Annotated in this window: 18 protein-coding genes and 1 riboswitch; of the genes, 9 read left to right on the forward strand and 9 right to left on the reverse strand. The window is 73.5% G+C overall.

Annotation, left to right across the window (positions count from 1 at the left end; translation table 11 throughout):
* Positions 1-6 precede the first annotated feature (6 nt).
* From EMA09_RS14775 to EMA09_RS14785, 3 genes are read right to left on the reverse strand one after another with little or no spacing between them, the layout of a single operon-like run.
* Positions 7-612, reverse strand: coding sequence for an ABATE domain-containing protein (locus tag EMA09_RS14775; RefSeq protein ID WP_129841501.1), 606 nt, complete (start codon positions 610-612; stop codon positions 7-9).
* Between the two features lie 57 nt (positions 613-669).
* Positions 670-1,431: an SDR family oxidoreductase gene (locus EMA09_RS14780; protein WP_129841502.1), complete on the reverse strand. Its 762-nt coding sequence runs from the start codon at positions 1,429-1,431 to the stop codon at positions 670-672.
* Between the two features lie 9 nt (positions 1,432-1,440).
* Positions 1,441-1,935 carry a MarR family transcriptional regulator gene (locus EMA09_RS14785; RefSeq protein WP_129841503.1) on the reverse strand — a complete coding sequence of 165 codons (495 nt, stop codon included), beginning with the start codon at positions 1,933-1,935 and terminating at the stop codon, positions 1,441-1,443.
* 56 nt (positions 1,936-1,991) lie between these two features.
* Between EMA09_RS14785 and pip the strand changes: the two genes are divergently transcribed.
* Together pip and EMA09_RS14795 are read left to right on the forward strand one after the other, a co-directional pair.
* Positions 1,992-2,933: a prolyl aminopeptidase gene (gene pip / locus EMA09_RS14790; RefSeq protein ID WP_129841504.1), complete on the forward strand. Its 942-nt coding sequence runs from the start codon at positions 1,992-1,994 to the stop codon at positions 2,931-2,933.
* A 77-nt stretch (positions 2,934-3,010) separates the two neighbouring features.
* Positions 3,011-3,757, forward strand: a complete 747-nt coding sequence (locus tag EMA09_RS14795) for an SDR family oxidoreductase (protein ID WP_129841505.1) — start codon at positions 3,011-3,013, stop codon at positions 3,755-3,757.
* 76 nt (positions 3,758-3,833) lie between these two features.
* Here the strand turns inward: EMA09_RS14795 and thiC are convergent, their stop codons facing one another.
* Entirely contained in the window at positions 3,834-5,486 is a 1,653-nt protein-coding gene (gene thiC, locus EMA09_RS14800) for a phosphomethylpyrimidine synthase ThiC (RefSeq protein ID WP_129841506.1), read from the reverse strand.
* Positions 5,479-5,589: riboswitch (TPP riboswitch) on the reverse strand. (Overlaps the previous gene by 8 nt.)
* A 233-nt stretch (positions 5,590-5,822) precedes the next feature.
* Here thiC and EMA09_RS14805 point away from each other — a divergent pair.
* A complete protein-coding gene (locus EMA09_RS14805) occupies positions 5,823-7,004 on the forward strand; it encodes a YibE/F family protein (protein ID WP_240796669.1) in 1,182 nt (393 codons plus the stop codon).
* Here EMA09_RS14805 and EMA09_RS14810 read toward each other — a convergent pair.
* Both EMA09_RS14810 and EMA09_RS14815 read right to left on the reverse strand, forming a co-directional pair.
* The gene (locus tag EMA09_RS14810; RefSeq protein WP_129841508.1) at positions 6,970-7,182 is read right to left on the reverse strand and encodes a DUF5326 family protein; all 213 of its coding nucleotides are present in this window, start codon (positions 7,180-7,182) and stop codon (positions 6,970-6,972) included. The two genes, EMA09_RS14805 and EMA09_RS14810, sit on opposite strands and share 35 nt — an antisense overlap.
* Before the next feature lie 152 nt (positions 7,183-7,334).
* A complete protein-coding gene (locus tag EMA09_RS14815) occupies positions 7,335-7,652 on the reverse strand; it encodes a cupin domain-containing protein (RefSeq protein WP_129841509.1) in 318 nt (105 codons plus the stop codon).
* Positions 7,653-7,700: 48 nt separating this feature from the next.
* Here EMA09_RS14815 and EMA09_RS14820 point away from each other — a divergent pair, with 48 nt between their 5' ends.
* From EMA09_RS14820 to EMA09_RS14840, 5 genes are all read left to right on the forward strand, one after another.
* Complete coding sequence (locus EMA09_RS14820; protein WP_129841510.1) at positions 7,701-8,084, forward strand: phage holin family protein; 384 nt, start codon at positions 7,701-7,703, stop codon at positions 8,082-8,084.
* Positions 8,085-8,127: 43 nt separating this feature from the next.
* Complete coding sequence (locus EMA09_RS14825; protein ID WP_129841511.1) at positions 8,128-8,643, forward strand: low molecular weight protein-tyrosine-phosphatase; 516 nt, start codon at positions 8,128-8,130, stop codon at positions 8,641-8,643.
* Entirely contained in the window at positions 8,640-9,533 is an 894-nt protein-coding gene (locus EMA09_RS14830; protein WP_129841512.1) for a fructosamine kinase family protein, read from the forward strand. Before EMA09_RS14825 ends, EMA09_RS14830 begins: the two co-directional genes overlap by 4 nt.
* 61 nt (positions 9,534-9,594) lie before the next feature.
* On the forward strand, positions 9,595-10,719 hold the full coding sequence (locus tag EMA09_RS14835) for a cystathionine gamma-lyase (RefSeq protein WP_129841513.1): 1,125 nt from the start codon (positions 9,595-9,597) through the stop codon (positions 10,717-10,719).
* Between the two features lie 43 nt (positions 10,720-10,762).
* Complete coding sequence (locus tag EMA09_RS14840; RefSeq protein ID WP_129841514.1) at positions 10,763-11,275, forward strand: NUDIX hydrolase; 513 nt, start codon at positions 10,763-10,765, stop codon at positions 11,273-11,275.
* Positions 11,276-11,294: 19 nt separating this feature from the next.
* Here EMA09_RS14840 and EMA09_RS14845 read toward each other — a convergent pair whose 3' ends face one another.
* Both EMA09_RS14845 and EMA09_RS14850 read right to left on the reverse strand, forming a co-directional pair.
* Complete coding sequence (locus tag EMA09_RS14845; protein ID WP_240796670.1) at positions 11,295-12,068, reverse strand: pyridoxamine 5'-phosphate oxidase family protein; 774 nt, start codon at positions 12,066-12,068, stop codon at positions 11,295-11,297.
* Between the two features lie 414 nt (positions 12,069-12,482).
* Entirely contained in the window at positions 12,483-13,685 is a 1,203-nt protein-coding gene (locus tag EMA09_RS14850) for a globin domain-containing protein (protein WP_129841516.1), read from the reverse strand.
* A gap of 232 nt (positions 13,686-13,917) precedes the next feature.
* On the opposite strand from EMA09_RS14850, the gene EMA09_RS14855 reads away from it, so the two are divergent.
* On the forward strand, positions 13,918-14,367 hold the full coding sequence (locus EMA09_RS14855; RefSeq protein ID WP_206305949.1) for a GNAT family N-acetyltransferase: 450 nt from the start codon (positions 13,918-13,920) through the stop codon (positions 14,365-14,367).
* Positions 14,368-14,418: 51 nt separating this feature from the next.
* On the opposite strand, the gene EMA09_RS14860 is transcribed toward EMA09_RS14855, so the two are convergent.
* Positions 14,419-15,798, reverse strand: coding sequence for a serine hydrolase domain-containing protein (locus EMA09_RS14860; RefSeq protein WP_129841518.1), 1,380 nt, complete (start codon positions 15,796-15,798; stop codon positions 14,419-14,421).
* Between the last annotated feature and the right edge of the window lie 113 nt (positions 15,799-15,911).

Genomic DNA, 15,911 nt, shown 5'->3' on the forward strand with positions numbered 1-15,911 from the left:
CACGGGTCAGCCCGCGGCCGTCCTGCGGCGTTCGCGCAGCGCGCGGGCCTTCTGGAGATTGCCGCAGCGCTCCATGGAGCACCAGCGGCGGCGGCCGGGCCGTGAGGTGTCCACGAAGACGAGGGAGCACGTGTCCGTGGCGCACTGGCGCACGCGCGCGGCGTGCGGGCCGGTGAGGAGGCCGATGGCGTCCCGCGCGACCGTCCCGATGACCTGGCGGCCCGTCGGGGGAGCGGCCCAGCCGTGCCGTCCGTCCTCGGTCATGCGGGGGACGAGTGCCTCGCGGGCGGCCGCGTTCAGCTCCGCGATGTCGGCGGCGGGGCGCTCCCGTTCCGCGATCACGGCGCCGACCAGCCGCCACAGCGCGTCCCGCAGGCGCCGGGCGGCGGGTACGTCGTCCGGCGCGACGCGCACCGTGCCGGGGCGGAGCGCCAGGCGCGACCTGGCGGCCCAGGCGCCGAGGTCACCCGGTTCGTGCAGTGACTCGTGGCGGGCGGCCTGCGGCCCCGGCCCCCCGGTCAGCAGGAACTCCAGACTCAGCGCGCCCGGGTCGAAGCGGTACCTGGCGCCCTCGGGGGAGCGGAGGACGAACCCCCGTGTCCTGTCGGTCATCCGACCAGTATGCGGGGTTTCGTGATCATGGTCCGGGTCCGCGCCGCCGCCCCGGACTCACCCCAGGGTGTGGCCGCCGTTGACCTTGACGCGTTCACCCGTGATGAAGGAGGCCGCGTCGGACGCCAGGAAGGCGACGGTCGCCGCGATGTCCTCGGGGCGGCCCATCCGGCGCAGCGGCACCTCGGCCGCGTACGAGGCGAGCGACTCGGCGGCCGTGCCCGCGTGCCGCTCGACGGGGACCCAGCCGGGCGCCACCGTGTTGACCGTGATGCCGTCGGGGCCGAGGACCTGCGCCCAGCACTCGGTCAGCGCGTGCTGGGCGGCCTTCGCCGCGACGTACGGGGTCATCTGGGGGAGGGCGCGCTCCAGCACGTCCGAGCCGATCTGGATGATCCGGCCGCCCCCGTGCGCGCGCATGCCGGGCAGCACGGCGCGCATGAGCAGGGTGGGGCTCTTCACGAAGAACGTGAGCTGGTCGAGGTGATCCTGCCAGGTCACCTCCGTGGGGTCGGTGTCCGGCTGCGGCCCGGTGGCGTTGACGACGAGAGTGGTGACGGGCGCGCCGAGCAGCCGTGCCGCGTCCTCGACCAGGGCGGTGACGGCCGTCTCGTCCGTGACGTCGGCGGCGATCGCCTCGGCCGTGCCGCCGGCGGCGCGGATGCCGTCCACGACCCGGCGGGCGCCGTCGGCGCCGGACCGGTAGACGACGGCCGTGGGGTGACCGTCGGCGGCGAGGCGCGCGGCGATGACGGCGCCGAGGCCGCGTGAGGCGCCGGTGACGAGCGCGACCCCGTTCGTACGGGTGGGTGAATCCATGGGATCACCCTACGGGGGCGGCTGCTGGTCGTCGGCGGCCTCGGCGATCCCGGTCACGCGGGCACGCATCGGGCGGCGGCGCAGGGCGTCGAGGGTCTCCTCGATCAGGCGGCTGAGCGGGTACGGCAGTTCGGCGTCCAGCGCCGCCGCCGCGCGGGCGGTGGCGTCCCACTCGGCGTTCAGCTTCGGCAGCAGGGCCTCGGCGCGCGGGGTGAGGCGGACCATGCGGCGGCGGGCGTCCGTCCCCGCGTCGAGGACGACCAGGCCGTCCTTGGCCATCCGGGCGACGGTCTGGCTGGCCGCGGAGTGCGTGACGCCCGTGGCGGCGGCCAGGTCGCGGATCGACAGCGGGCCGCGCGCGGCGATGGCGCGGATCGGCGCGGAGTACCGGATGCGGAAGCCCGTGATGCCCATGTCCGCCTGGACCGCGGCGATGTCGCCGTCGAGGAGTTCGATGAGGTGCCGGAGGCGGGTGCCGAGGTACGCGGGTCCGGTGGGGTCCATGGGGGTATCGTAACAGCGCTGTATTAGTGCTGTCACAACAGGGAGGGATCTCCGCCATGGAAGAGGCGTACGCGTCCGGGATGCTCGACGTGGGCGACGGCAACCAGGTGTACTGGCAGGTCAGCGGCAACCCGGCGGGCAAGCCGGCCGTCGTCGTGCACGGTGGCCCCGGCTCGGGCATGAGCTACCGGGGCGGCCAGGTGTTCGACCCCGAGCTGTACCGGGTGGTGCGGTTCGACCAGCGCGGCTGCGGCCGCAGCACCCCGCACGCCGCCGACCCGGCCACCGACATGCGGCACAACACCACCCACCACCTCATCGCCGACATGGAGCTGCTGCGCGAGCACCTGGGCATCGACCGCTGGCTCCTGTACGGCGGCTCCTGGGGCTCGACCCTGCTGCTCGCCTACGCGGAGGCCCACCCGGAGCGCGTCTCGGAGATCGTCGTCACGGCCGTGACGACGACACGCCGCTCCGAGATCGACTGGCTGTACCGCGGTGTCGGGCGCTTCTTCCCCGAGGCGTGGGACCGCTTCCTGGAGGGCGCGCCGGGCACGCCGCGCGACGGCGACGTCGTCGGGGCCTACGCGCGGCTCCTGGAACACCCCGACCAGGCTGTGCGCGACAAAGCGGTCGCCGACTGGTGCACCTGGGAGGACACGGTCCTCTCGGGCGAGGTGCCCCCCGGCGGAAGCCCGTACGGCGGCCGCCCGGCGCGCGACAGGATCTCGCTCGTGCGCATCTGCGCCCACTACTTCTCGCACGGGGCGTGGCTGGAGGAGGGCCAGCTCATCCGGGACGCGGGACGGCTCGCGGGCATCCCCGGCTTCCTGGTGCACGGCCGGATGGACATGGGCAGTCCGCTGACGACCGCCTGGGAGCTGGTGAAGGCGTGGCCCGACGCCGAACTGCACGTCACGGAGGCGGCCGGCCACCTCGGCAACGAGGAGACGCGCGCCCGTGTCCGTGCGGCGACGGACCGGTTCGCCGCCCGCTGACGCCGCGCCGCGCGTACCCCGAACGCGATGTCCGGCGACCGCCGGTGCCGTGGCTGCTCCCGGCCGAGGATCGAGACATGAACGAACAGATCTTCGCGGGCCGCAAGGCCCTGGTGACCGGCGGCAGCCGGGGGATCGGTGCCGCGGTGGCCCTGCGGCTCGCGGACGGCGGCGCCGACGTCGCCATCACCTACCTGAGGGATGAGGTGAGCGCGGCCGCCGTGACCGGCGCGGTGGAACGTGCCGGGCGGACGGGCGTCGCGCTCCGTGCCGACGCAGCCGACGCGGACGCCGTCGAGGCCGCGGTGGACGCGGCGGCCGAGCGCCTGGGCGGGCTCGACATCCTCGTCAACAACGCCGCGTCCTACCCGATGGGATCCGTCGAGGACATGGGGCGCGCGGAGCTCGACGCGACGCTCGCGGTCAACGTGCGGGCGCCCTACCTGGCCGCCCGCGCGGCGCTGCGGCACATGGGCGACGGCGGCCGGATCGTGACGATCGGCAGCCAGATCGCGGAGCGCTCGACGTTCCCCGGTCTCACGCTCTACGCCCTCAGCAAGGCCGCCCTGACCGGCATGGTGAAGGGCCTCGCCCGCGACCTCGGCCCGCGCGGCATCACCGTCAACCTCGTGCAGCCGGGACCCACCGACACCGATCTCAACCCCGCCGACAGCCCGCTCGCCGAGACCGTCCGCGGCTTCACCGCGCTGGGGCGGTACGCGTCGCCGGACGAGGTGGCGGCGGCGGTGGCGTTCCTCGCGTCGCCCGACGCGTCGTACACGACGGGGGCCGTCCTCACGGCGGACGGCGGGTTCACGGCCTGACACCCCGTCCGTACGCCACGGCGCGGCCGCCCCCGCCCGGGGACGGCCGCGCCGGCGGTGCGTCAGCCGCCGTCGGTCACTCGGCGACCGGCAGGTAGACGCGGTGGCCCGCCTCGGCGAACTCCGCCGACTTCGCCGCCATCCCGGCCGCCGCCTCCGCCTCGCTGCCGGCCGCCGCGCCGGCGAGCGCGTCCCCGTGCTCGCGCCGGATGTCCTGCGAGATCTTCATGCTGCAGAACTTCGGCCCGCACATCGAGCAGAAGTGCGCCGTCTTCGCCGGCTCGGCCGGCAGCGTCTCGTCGTGGAACGCCCGCGCCGTGTCCGGGTCGAGGGCCAGGTTGAACTGGTCCTCCCAGCGGAACTCGAACCGCGCGTCGGACAGCGCGTCGTCCCACTCCCGGGCGCCCGGGTGCCCCTTGGCGAGATCGGCCGCGTGAGCCGCGATCTTGTACGTGATGACGCCGGTCTTCACATCGTCCCGGTCCGGAAGGCCCAGGTGCTCCTTCGGCGTGACGTAGCACAGCATCGCCGTCCCCCACCACGCGATCATCGCCGCGCCGATGCCCGACGTGATGTGGTCGTACGCCGGCGCCACGTCCGTCGTCAGCGGCCCGAGCGTGTAGAACGGCGCCTCGTCGCACACCTCCTGCTGCAGGTCGACGTTCTCCTTGATCAGGTGCATCGGGACGTGGCCCGGCCCCTCGATCATCGTCTGCACGTCGTGCGCCCTGGCGATCCGGTTCAGCTCGCCCAGGGTCCGCAGCTCCGCGAACTGCGCCGCGTCGTTGGCGTCGGCGATCGACCCCGGGCGCAGGCCGTCGCCGAGCGAGAACGTCACGTCGTACGCGCGGAGGATCTCGCACAGCTCGTCGAAGTGCGTGTAGAGGAAGCTCTCCTTGTGGTGTGCCAGGCACCAGGCCGCCATGATCGAGCCGCCGCGCGAGACGATGCCGGTCTTGCGGCGCGCTGTCAGCGGCACGTACCGCAGCAGCACGCCGGCGTGGACCGTCATGTAGTCGACGCCCTGCTCGGCCTGCTCGATCACCGTCTCGCGGTAGACGTCCCAGGTCAGCTCCTCCGCCCGGCCGCCGACCTTCTCCAGCGCCTGATAGATCGGCACCGTGCCCACCGGCACGGGGGAGTTGCGCAGGACCCATTCGCGCGTGGTGTGGATGTCGCGGCCGGTCGAGAGGTCCATGATCGTGTCGGCGCCCCAGCGGGTCGCCCACCGCATCTTCTCGACCTCCTCGTCGATGGAGGAGGTGACAGCTGAGTTGCCGATGTTGGCGTTGACCTTGACCAGGAAGTTCTTGCCGATCACCATCGGCTCGGACTCCGGGTGGTTGACGTTGACCGGCAGCACGGCCCGGCCCGCGGCGATCTCGTCGCGCACGAACTCGGGCGCCAGCTTCTCCCGGATCGCGGCGAATTCCATCTCCGGCGTGATCTCGCCGGCCCGCGCGTACGCGAGCTGGGTGACGGCCGGCCGGCCGTCGGCGCGGCGTTCGGCGATCCAGTCCGCGCGCAGGGCGGGCAGCCCGGCGCGGACGTCCGTCTCGACGGACGGGTCGGTCCAGGGACCCGACGTGTCGTACAGGGTGACGTCGTCTCCGTTGGTGAGGTGCACGCGGCGGACCGGGACCCGCAGGTCGGGGCGTGAACCCGTCACATACCCCTTGTGCGAGCCGAGTGCGGACACGTCGGACGTGCGTGCGTTCTGCGTGGTCATCAGACCCACTCCCTACGCCGGCATTACCCGGTAACAGGTTCGGCGGTCGGCGCGGCTGCAGCGCCCTCTCAGCCCCGTGCCCGGAGCTCCCGCGATGTGCTTGGTCGCACCCCACACGCTAGCCCGCGCCGGGGTGTGCTGACCAGGGTGCCCCCGGGGCTGCGCGATGATCGGGGCGTGAGCCGACTCGACGACGACACCCCGCCCGCGCCCCGCGACCCGGCGGGCACCCCGTCCGGACGCCGGCGCGACCCCGGTGACCGGCCAGGACCGGGACACGATCACGGGCATGCGCACGGGCACGGGCACGGCCCCGCCACGCCCGTATCGGCGCGGCTGCGGCGGGTGATAGCGGCCGTGCTGATCCCCTTCGCCGCCGCGGTCGCCGCAGGGCTGGTGCTCCTGTGGCCCGGCGGCAGCCCCGAACAGCAGGAACACACGGGCGTCGGCTTCGACCAGCAGACGGAGCACGCCCGTGTCGTCGCCGTCACCGAGCACGCCTGCGAGGACCTCGGCGTGCAGGTGCCGCGCGGCTCGGAGGGGCCGTGCGAGGAGGCGACCGTCGAGGTCACCACCGGCCCGCACAGCGGCCGGCAGTTCACCGAGGTGGTGCCGCCCGACGCGACCCTGCGGTACGAGACGGGCCAGGGGGTCATCGTCGCCTACGCGCCCGACGCGCCGGAGGAGCTCCAGTACAGCGTCCGCGACGTCGAGCGGCAGACGCCCATCCTGCTGCTCGCCGGCATCTTCGCGCTCGCGGTGGTCGCGGTGGGGCGGCTGCGCGGCGTCCTGGCGCTGGTCGGACTCGTCGTCAGCTTCGCGGTGCTGACGCTCTTCATCCTGCCCGCGATCCTCCACGGCTCGAATCCCCTGGTCGTCGCGGTCATCGGCGGCTCCGTCATCATGCTCACGACGCTCTACCTGACCCATGGCGTGACCGCGCGGACCTCCGTCGCCGTCCTCGGCACCCTCGTCTCGCTGCTGCTGATCGGCGTGCTCGGGTCGCTGTTCACCGGGTGGGCCCACCTGACGGGGAACACCGACGAGCAGACGGGTCTCGTCCACAGCCTCTATCCGGGCATCGAGGTGCGCGGCCTGCTGCTCGCCGGCATCCTCATCGGGTCCCTCGGCGTCCTGGACGATGTCACGGTCACCCAGACGTCCGCCGTCTGGGAGCTGAAGCAGGCCGACCCCGGCGCGAGCTGGCTCACGCTGTACCGGTCGGCCATGCGCATCGGGCGCGACCACATCGCCTCGGTGGTGAACACCCTGGTGCTGGCCTACGCGGGCGCGGCCCTGCCGCTGCTCCTGCTGTTCACCATCGCGCGGAGCAGCGTGGGGAGCGTGGCGTTCAGCGAGCTGGTGGCCGAGGAGATCGTCCGCACGCTGGTCGGCTCGATCGGCCTCGTGGCGTCGGTTCCGGTGACGACGTGCCTCGCCGCGCTCATGGTCACGGCCGACAAGGCGCCGCCCGCGGCGGCGCCTACCAGCCGCCGCCGGAGGAGGAGGAAGAGGTGAACTTCCGCACCACGAAGATCAGGATCGCGATGAGCGCGGCCGCGAGGAGGATGCGGAAGACGAGCGAGACCACCCAGGTGATCACCGAGATCAGAAGGCTGCCGAAGACGACGAGCAGGATGGCGGGGATGGCGATCCACCGCACCCACCACGGCAGTCGTGTGAAGGCTTCCTTCATGGCCAGGGGCTCCTGTTTCCGAGAACGTGTCGCCGGGACGCGTCTGCCCCGGCTCTTGCGAGCTTAGGCGCGTCAGGGGGGCGACGGGAGGCTCGGCAGCCCCGGTCCGCCCCTGACCGTTCCCTGACGCGACCCTGAGAGAGCGGGCCGGATCAGCCCTCGGGGGGCGAGAACACGACCATGACGCGCAGGTCCTCCGTGATGTGGTGGAAGCGCGCCGGCACCCCGGCGGGGACGAAGACCACGCTGCCCCGGCCCACCGTCGTGGTCTCCTGGCCGACGGTCATGGACGCCCGTCCGCTGACGACGAAGTTCACGACGTCCTGCCGCTGCGGACCCTGGGAGTCCTGTGCGCCCGCGTCCAGGGCGTAGAGCCCGGCGGACATGGTGCGCTCGCGAAGAAAGCGAAGGTAGGCCCCGTCGTTCGCCAGCCGCTCGGCCTCCAGCCGGTCCAGCCGGAATTCCTTCATCGCCCCGTGACCCCTTGCTTCGACCGTGCCATCTGAAACGATCTCCGTATGACAAGCATCCTGTTCCGTTTCGTAGCCAACGCGGTGGCCCTCGCCGTCGCGGTGTGGCTGGTGGGTGACATTACCCTCGGGGAGGACGGCGACGACACCGGCAGCCGTACGGTGACGCTGCTCGTCGTCGCACTGATCTTCGGTGTGGTCAACGTGGTCGTGAAGCCCATCGTGAAGTTCTTCTCACTCGGGCTGCTGATCGTGACGCTCGGCCTGTTCACCCTGGTGATCAACGCGCTGATGCTGCTGCTGACGAGCTGGATCGCGGGTGACGACCGGTTCGAGGTCGACGGGTTCGGAGCGGCGTTCCTCGGCGCGCTGATCATCTCGATCGTGTCCTGGGCCGTGAACATGGTCCTCGACCGGGACGACGACGACTGACCGGCACCGGTACCGGCCCGAGCACAGGAGCGGACACGCAGGCATGACGGACACCCCTCCCGGACGGATCTGCATGGTCTGTTCCGGCAACATCTGCCGCTCCCCCATGGCCGAGGTGGTGCTGCGCACCCGCCTCGGCGAAGCGGGGGCGGCGGACCGGTACGCCGTGGACAGCGCCGGCACGGGGGACTGGCATGTGGGTGAGCACGCCGACCCCCGCGCCACGGCCGCCCTCCTCGACGCCGGGTACGACACGGCGCCCGAGGTCCACGTGGCCCGGGCGTTCGAGGCCGACTGGTTCGACCGGTACGGCGTGGTCATCGCCCTGGACCGGGGGCACGAGCGCGCGCTCCGTGCCCTCGCGCGCACCCCGGAGGAGCGGGCGAAGGTGCGGCTCCTGCGGAGCTTCGAGCCGGCCGGTCCCGGCCGGGGCGCCGGGCTCGATGTGCCCGATCCCTACTACGGCGGCGCCGAGGACTTCGTCACCTCGCTCCGCATCATCGAGGGGGCGGTTCCCGGGCTGGTCGCGTGGCTGGCCGAGCCGGACGGGGAGCGGTGAACGCCGCCGCGCTCGGCACCCGCACCGCGCGGCTCCTCGCCACCCGCTCCCCCCTCTCCGTCCAGCCCCTGGCCGGCGGCGACATCTGCGACGCCTACCGCGTCACGCTGCCCGGCGGTTCCCCGGCGGGCACGGACACCGGCGTCTTCGTCAAGACACTCGACGCACCCCCGCCGGGCTTCTTCGCCGCGGAGGCCGACGGGCTGGCCCTGCTGCGGGCCACCGGGGCCGTACGCGTGCCCGAGGTGCTCGCCGTCGAGGAGGACCTCCTCGTCCTGGAGTGGCTGGAGCCCGCCGCGCCCGACGCGGCACAGGCCGAGCGCCTCGGCCGGGATCTCGCCGCGCTCCACGCCACCCCCGCCGACCGCTATGGCACAGCCGGCCCCCGCTACCTCGGCACCATCCCCCTGTCCCGCCCCGCCGAGCCCGTCCGTGACCCGGCCGACTGGCCGATGTTTCACGTGGAACATCGCCTTTTGCCCCTCCTGCGCCGCGCCGTGGACGCGGGAGGCATCGGGCACGCCGACGCGCGGGCCGTGGAGCTGCTGTGCGACCGGATCGGCGAGGCCGCCGGTCCGCCCCAGCCGCCCGCCACGGTGCACGGCGACCTCTGGTCGGGCAACATCCAGTGGTCGTCCGACGGCCGGCCCCGTCTCATCGACCCCGCGGCCCAGGGCGGCCACCCAGAGACCGACCTCGCGCTCCTCGAACTCTTCGGCTGTCCCCACCTCGACCGGCTGCTCGGCGCCTACACGTCCGTCCGCCCCATCCCCGGCCGCGCGGCCCGCGTACCGCTGCACCAGTTGCAGCACCTCCTCGTGCACGCCGCGCTGTTCGGGGGTGCCTACGGCCGGAGCGCCGGCGCCGCCGCCCGGGCCGCCCTCCCCTGACCGGCTCCTCCTCCCGCCCACCGCCTACTCTGGTCAAATACGACAATCCAGGAGGCAGCTCATGACCGGAGACGGAACGCGCGCGGTGCACGCCGGGGTGCCCACCCCCGAGCCCTACGAACCGCCGCTCCCCGGTCCGGTCTTCGCCGCGCACTTCCACCTGCCCGGCGACCCCGCGGTCGCCCCGTACGCCTACGGCCGGCAGGGAAACCCGACCTGGACCGCGCTGGAGAAGGCCATCGCCGCGCTGGAGTCGCCCGACCAGGACGCCGAGGCGATCGTGTTCCCCTCCGGCATGGCGGCGATCTCCGCTGTGCTCCTCGGCCTGCTCCGGCCCGGCGACGCGGCCGTGCTCCCCGACGACGCGTACCAGATGATGCCGCGCGTCCGTGAGCGGCTCGCCTCCCTCGGCGTCACCGTCCGCACCGCGCCGACGGGCGGCGACGCCCAGCTCGACGCCCTCGACGACGACACCCGCGTGCTGTGGCTGGAGACTCCCGCGAACCCGGGCCTCGACGTGTGCGACATCCGCAGGCTCGCCGACGCCGCCCACGCCCGCGGTGCCGTCGTCGCCGTGGACAACACCCTGGCCACACCCTTCGGGCAGCGCCCGCTCGACCTGGGCGCGGACCTCTCCGTCGCCAGCGGCACCAAGGCGCTCAACGGCCACGGGGACGTCCTGCTGGGGTATGTGGTCTGCCGCGACAAGGAGCTGGCCGCCCGCATCCGGGCCTGGCGCACCGAGGTCGGCGCGATCCTCGGCCCGATGGAGGCATGGCTCGCCCACCGGGGCATCGCGACCCTCCACCTGCGGGTCGAACGGCAGGCCGCCAATGCCCTGGCCGTCGCCCGCGCCTTGCGGGAGCGTCCCGAGGTCACCGGGCTGCGGCACCCCGGGCTCCCCGACGACCCGTCGCACGCCCTGGCCGCCCGGCAGATGCGCCTGTTCGGTTGCGTGGTCTCCTTCACCCTGCCGGGGCGGGAGTTCGCCGACCGGTTCCTGGACGCGCTGCGGATCGTGGGGGACGCCACCAGCTTCGGCGGCGTCAGGTCCACCGCCGAGCGGCGCGGCCGGTGGGGCGGTGACCCCGTGCCGGAGGGGTTCGTACGGCTGTCGGTCGGCGTCGAGGACGCGGACGACATCGTCGCCGACCTGCTGCGGGCCCTGGACGCCGCCGCCCGGTGAGGCAGCAGGTTTCGCTGCCGGGCGCGCGGGCGACATGTCCCTCATGACCCCTGCCCGCCGTGTGGTCAAACGCACCGCCCGCGCCATCCTGTTCGACGACTCCGACCCGGCCGGCCCCCGGCGGCTGATCCTGATCAAGCGGACCAAGCCCGGCCTGCGGCCCTACTGGGTCACCCCCGGCGGCGGTGTCGAACCGACGGATCCCACGGTCGTGGCCGCCCTGCACCGCGAGGTGGCCGAGGAGCTGGGCGCCGAGGTGACCGACGTCGTGCCCGCCTTCGTGGACACCGTCCCGCACGTCCCCGAGCCCGGCGAGGACGTGCCGCCCGGCGGGCTGAAGGTGCAGCACTTCTTCGTCTGCCGCCTCGCCGGAATGGACCCGCGGAGACGGCACGGCCCCGAGGTGGAGCAGCCGCGCGGCACGTACGAGATCGTGCGGCTGCCGTTCACGCCGCGCGGTCTCGTGTCGGCGGACATCGTGCCCGCGTCGCTCGCCGCCTACCTGATCCGCAACATCGCGGGCCTCCAGGCCCTGCTGGCCGACGACCTGGCCTGACCCGGGCGCCACCGCCCCATCAGCCGAACCAGCCGCCGCCCCCGCCGGCGGACGCCGAGCGCTCGGCCCGCTCCAGCGCCCGCCGGGCCTCCTCCCGCCACGCCTCGGCCGACGGTGGCGGCACGGGCGCCTCGGGCACGGGTGCCTCCCGGACGGCCACGACGCCGGCCCCCGGCGGCAGTGTGCGCGGGGCGGCCCCGCCGCCCAGCTCCCGCGCGCGGCGCACCTGCGCCTCGCGGGCGGCGCCGAAGAAGTCGCCGCCCTTCCGCTTCATGTCGTCCGTGCCCCACTCACGCGCCGTGCGCCGGTCCACCTTCATCATGTGCGGGATGTGCTTGGCGCAGTGGATGTACGCCTCCTCTATGTCGACCCGCACCCACACTTCCGGCCGGCGGCCCGGCACCGTGTCGGACGGCAGCTCCGGGTGCCGGGCGCGCAGCTCCGCGTCGGCCACGATGCGGGCGCGCCCGTTGATGTGCAGGCCGATCCGGGACCGCTCGAAGTCGAGCAGGAGCAGTCCGGCGTGCGGGTTCTCCGAGATGTTGCCCACGGAGGCGTGCACGCCGTTGCCCCGGTACTCGGGGAACACGACGGTGTACGGGTCGAGGACGTGGAGGAAGCCGGGCGGCCCCGCGCGGAAGGAGTTGTCGCACTCGCCGTGCCGGTCGGAGGTGGCCAGGAAGAACATCTCCTGGCGGCCCACGAACTCACGCATCCGCTCGTTCAGGTGATCGAGGACCTGCTCGTCGTAGAACCGCGACGCGCGGTCCTCGCTGCCGAGCGCGCGCTGCACCGCGTGCTCTCCGGCGCTGCCCGGACGGCCCGCGCGCTCCGGCGGTGGCGGCACCGTGAACGGCACCGGCTGTGTCTGCGGCTGCGGTGCCCGCGGCGCCGATGGCGCGGGAAGCGCGCGGGGAGGGGCCGGCGCGGCCGGTACGGCGGGAACGGCCGCGGCGGAGGTCACCGGCGGCGGCACGGGCGGCGGCACGGGCGGCAGGGCCGGGGGGAGCGCCGGCGGAGCCGCCGGTTCGGTGCCTGGGGGGAGCAGCCGGCCGTTCCGGTGCCGTCCCTTGGTGCCACCGGGCCTGGATATCCCTGCCATGTCTCCTGATCCTCGCCGTGCGCTGCTGTGCTGTTCCGTGTCCTGGCGCGCGCCGGTGCCGTGCCGCGCTGTACTGCTGTCGCTCCGCCGATCCCCCGAGCCCGGCTACTTCCCGGCCGCGCTGACGAGGGTGCCCATGAAGTCGTGCCGTATCCGCTCCACCGGGATGCCGGCGGACACCAGCGCGTCCACGCTCTTGCGGATCATCTGCGGCGGCCCGGACAGGTACCCGTCGCTCTCCCGCCACGGGCCGGACTGCCGCACCGCCTCGGGCAGCAGGCCCTGCGTCCCGCGCGTGGCGAGCTCCGCGACGACCGGCCGTACCGAGAGCCAGGGCAGCCGGCGCTGCAGGTCGAGGAACGAGTCCAGGTCGTACAGCTCGGCATCGCGGTTGGCGCCGAAGAAGACATCGACGGAGCGCCGCCCGCCGTGCGCGGCCACGTCCTCCACCAGCGCCTTGATCGGCGCGATGCCGGTGCTGCCGCCGACGCACACGAGCCCCCGCGACGAGGCGTGGTCCACCGTCATCTGCCCGTTCGGCGGCCCGAGGCGGATCACGTCCCCGCGCCGCGCGCGGTGCACGAGCGACCGGGACACCCAGCCCGCCGGCACCGCCTTGATGTGGAAGGACAGCAGCCCGTCCGAGCGCGGCGACGAGGCGAACGAGTAGTACCGCCACACGCGCGGCCACCACGGCGTCTCCACGCTCGCGTACTGGCCGGCGCGGTAGGCGTACGGCTGGTCGGTGCGCACGGTGACGACCGCCACGTCGTTCGTCCGCCGCTCGTGGGAGACGATCTCCGCGTACCAGAACGGCGGCGCGCGCAGCTCGTCGTCGGCCGCCGCGTCGATCATGATCTGCGAGATCGCCGTGTACGCCCGCACCCAGGCGCCCTCGGCCTCGGGGCCCCAGCTCGGAGCGAAACGTTCCAGCGCCGACATCAGGCACTCGCCGACGATCGGGTAGTGGTCGGACTGCGTGCCGTACTTGCGGTGCCCGCGGCCGAGATTGCTCAGGTACTCGGTCAGCGCCTCGGTGTCGTCGATGCGCTCCGCGGCGACGAGCAGCGCCCCGAACAGGCGATCGCGCTGCGAGTCCATGGCGGCCGGGAACAGCTCGCGGAGCGCCGGTGCCTGGACGAAGAGGAGCGCGTAGAAGTAGGACGTGGCCTGGTCGGCCACCGGCTGGATCTCCGTGAGCGTGCGCTGGATGATCTGCGCGTCGTGCGAGGGCGGCCTGCCGCCCTGGGTGGTCCCTTGCCCGGTGGTGGTGCTGGTGGCGCCGTCACCGGCCGATATCGCGGTCATGACCCTGCCTCGCCTCGATCAACTCCCGATTGCACAGCGTGCGCGCATGCTCACCGGGAGCGGGTGGTTAACCGGAAACCCGGTTGTCACGCCCCCTGCATCTCATAAACTGAACGGCTACTCACCGGCGTGATGCCGGTCCGACCCTACCGTTATGCGGCTGATACACAACCCCCCGGCCGCGACGCGTGTTTCGCTCCCCTTTCCCCGTCTTCACCTGGACTGCGCCGTCATGAACATCGCCCTGAGACCCGCCGCCGCCGAAGATGTCCCCGCGATTGTCGCGATGCTCGCGGATGACATTCTCGGCGCGACCCGTGAGAATCCGGCCGATCTCACGCCGTATCGCGCGGCGTTCGACCGGCTGGCCGCCGACCCGTCGCAGCACCTCCTCGTCGCCGAGCTGGACGGGCGCACCGTCGGCTGCCTCCAACTCACCGTTCTCCACGGCCTGTCGCGTCAGGGCAGGTCACGTGCCCTCATCGAGGCCGTGCGCGTCGATTCCGCACTCCGCGGCCGGGGCATCGGCGGCACGATGATCCGCCTCGCCGTCGAGGAGGCGCGCCGCCTCGGCTGCGCCCTGGTGCAGCTCACCTCGGACAACACCAGGAAAGACGCGCACCGTTTCTACGAGCGGCTCGGATTCCGCGCCACGCACACCGGTTTCAAGCGGGAATTGTGACGGGACGACAGGTCACCCCGCCCACCGCAATGTGAAAGTTTCGTGCCGTGATCAACGCCACCCGCCGGCATCACTTCCGCCGGGCACCGGCGATGCCGGGTCGTACGGCTTTCGGGTGAACACGAACGAGCCGAGATCCAGGTGGCTCACCAGGCCGTCCTCCCCGTGCACGGCGCGCAGCGTCTCGCCCGCCCAGTAGCCGTCGAGCCCCGTCCACGTCCCGTCGTCCTCCGGCCGGAACTCCGAGCCGCGACCCGCTCCGTCGGCCGGTCCGAGGTGGACCCGCCGGCCGGCCGTGAGCCGCAGGACATGGGGCGTCGGCCCCCAGAACCACGTTCCCGTGAGCGCGATCAGCGCCGGATCGGCGTCGGCGGCCGGCATCGGGCGCCAGGGTTCGGGGAGCACCGGTTCGTGCTCGGCCGTCAGCGCGATCAGGTCGCGGGCGAGTGAGGTGACCGCGGGTCCCGCCGTGGCGTTGGCCAGCACGACCGCGCCGAGCCGTTCCCCGGGGCTCGTCAGCACGGCCGCGAGGAACCCCGGCATCGACCCGGTGTGCCCCACGAGCAGCCGCTCGTCGTGTCGCAGGAGCTGCACCCCGAGCCCGTAGGACGCGTCCCACGCGGCGGCCTCGGGCGCCACGGCCGGGCGGCGCATCTCGGCCAGCGTGGCCGTGGACAGCACTCCGTCCTCTGTCCCGCCGGCCAGGAACGCGGCGAACGTGCCGAGGTCCCGCGCCGTGGACCACAACTGGCCCGCGGGCGCCATCCGCCCGGTGTCCACGGCCGGTTCCGGCTGCCGCGCGTCCGCGTACGGATGCACGGCCCAGCCCGCGGCGTGCGGCTCGCACGGCAGCGGGGTCGTCCGTGTCATGCCGAGCGGCGTCAGGACGTCCTCGCGCACCGCCTCGTACCACGGCGCGCCGCGCAGCTTCTCCACCAGGGCGCCGAGGAGGGCGTACCCCGGGTTCGAGTAGTGGTGCCGGCGTCCCGGCGGGTGCTTCAGCGGCCCCGGGCCGAAGATGTCGGTCAGTTCGGGACGGAGGTCGCCCGGTGTGCGCTCCCACCAGGGGCCGCGCGCCTCGGCGGCGAGACCGGAGGAGTGCGACAGGAGCTGCGCGATCGTGGCGTCGCCGCCGTGCGGGGTGGCGAGGTGGGCGCGCAGCGGGTCGCCCAGGTCGAGCAGCCCCTCGTCGCGCAGCCGCAGAACGGCGACGGCCGTCAGTGTCTTGGTGATCGATCCGATGCGGTACTGGACCCCGGCCGGGTCTGCGCCGTCCGGCAGTTCACCGCGTGCCGCGCTCCACACGGTGCGGCCGTCCCGCACCAGGGCGGCGACCACCGACGGGGCGCGGCCCCGGGCCTGGGTGACCGCGAGGCGGTGGGCGAGGACACGGCGTGTGCCGGGCAGCGGTTCGTCGAAGTCGTCCGTCATGACGCCCAGCCAACCGCCCGGGGCGGGGGCGCGCCAGTGACTTCGCGCGCCGTGCGGATCGCGTGTGACGCAGCACTCGTACAAACGGGTCGCCCCGGTGGCGCGGGATCGGG

This window comes from Streptomyces sp. RFCAC02, assembly GCF_004193175.1.
Taxonomy (GTDB): domain Bacteria; phylum Actinomycetota; class Actinomycetes; order Streptomycetales; family Streptomycetaceae; genus Streptomyces.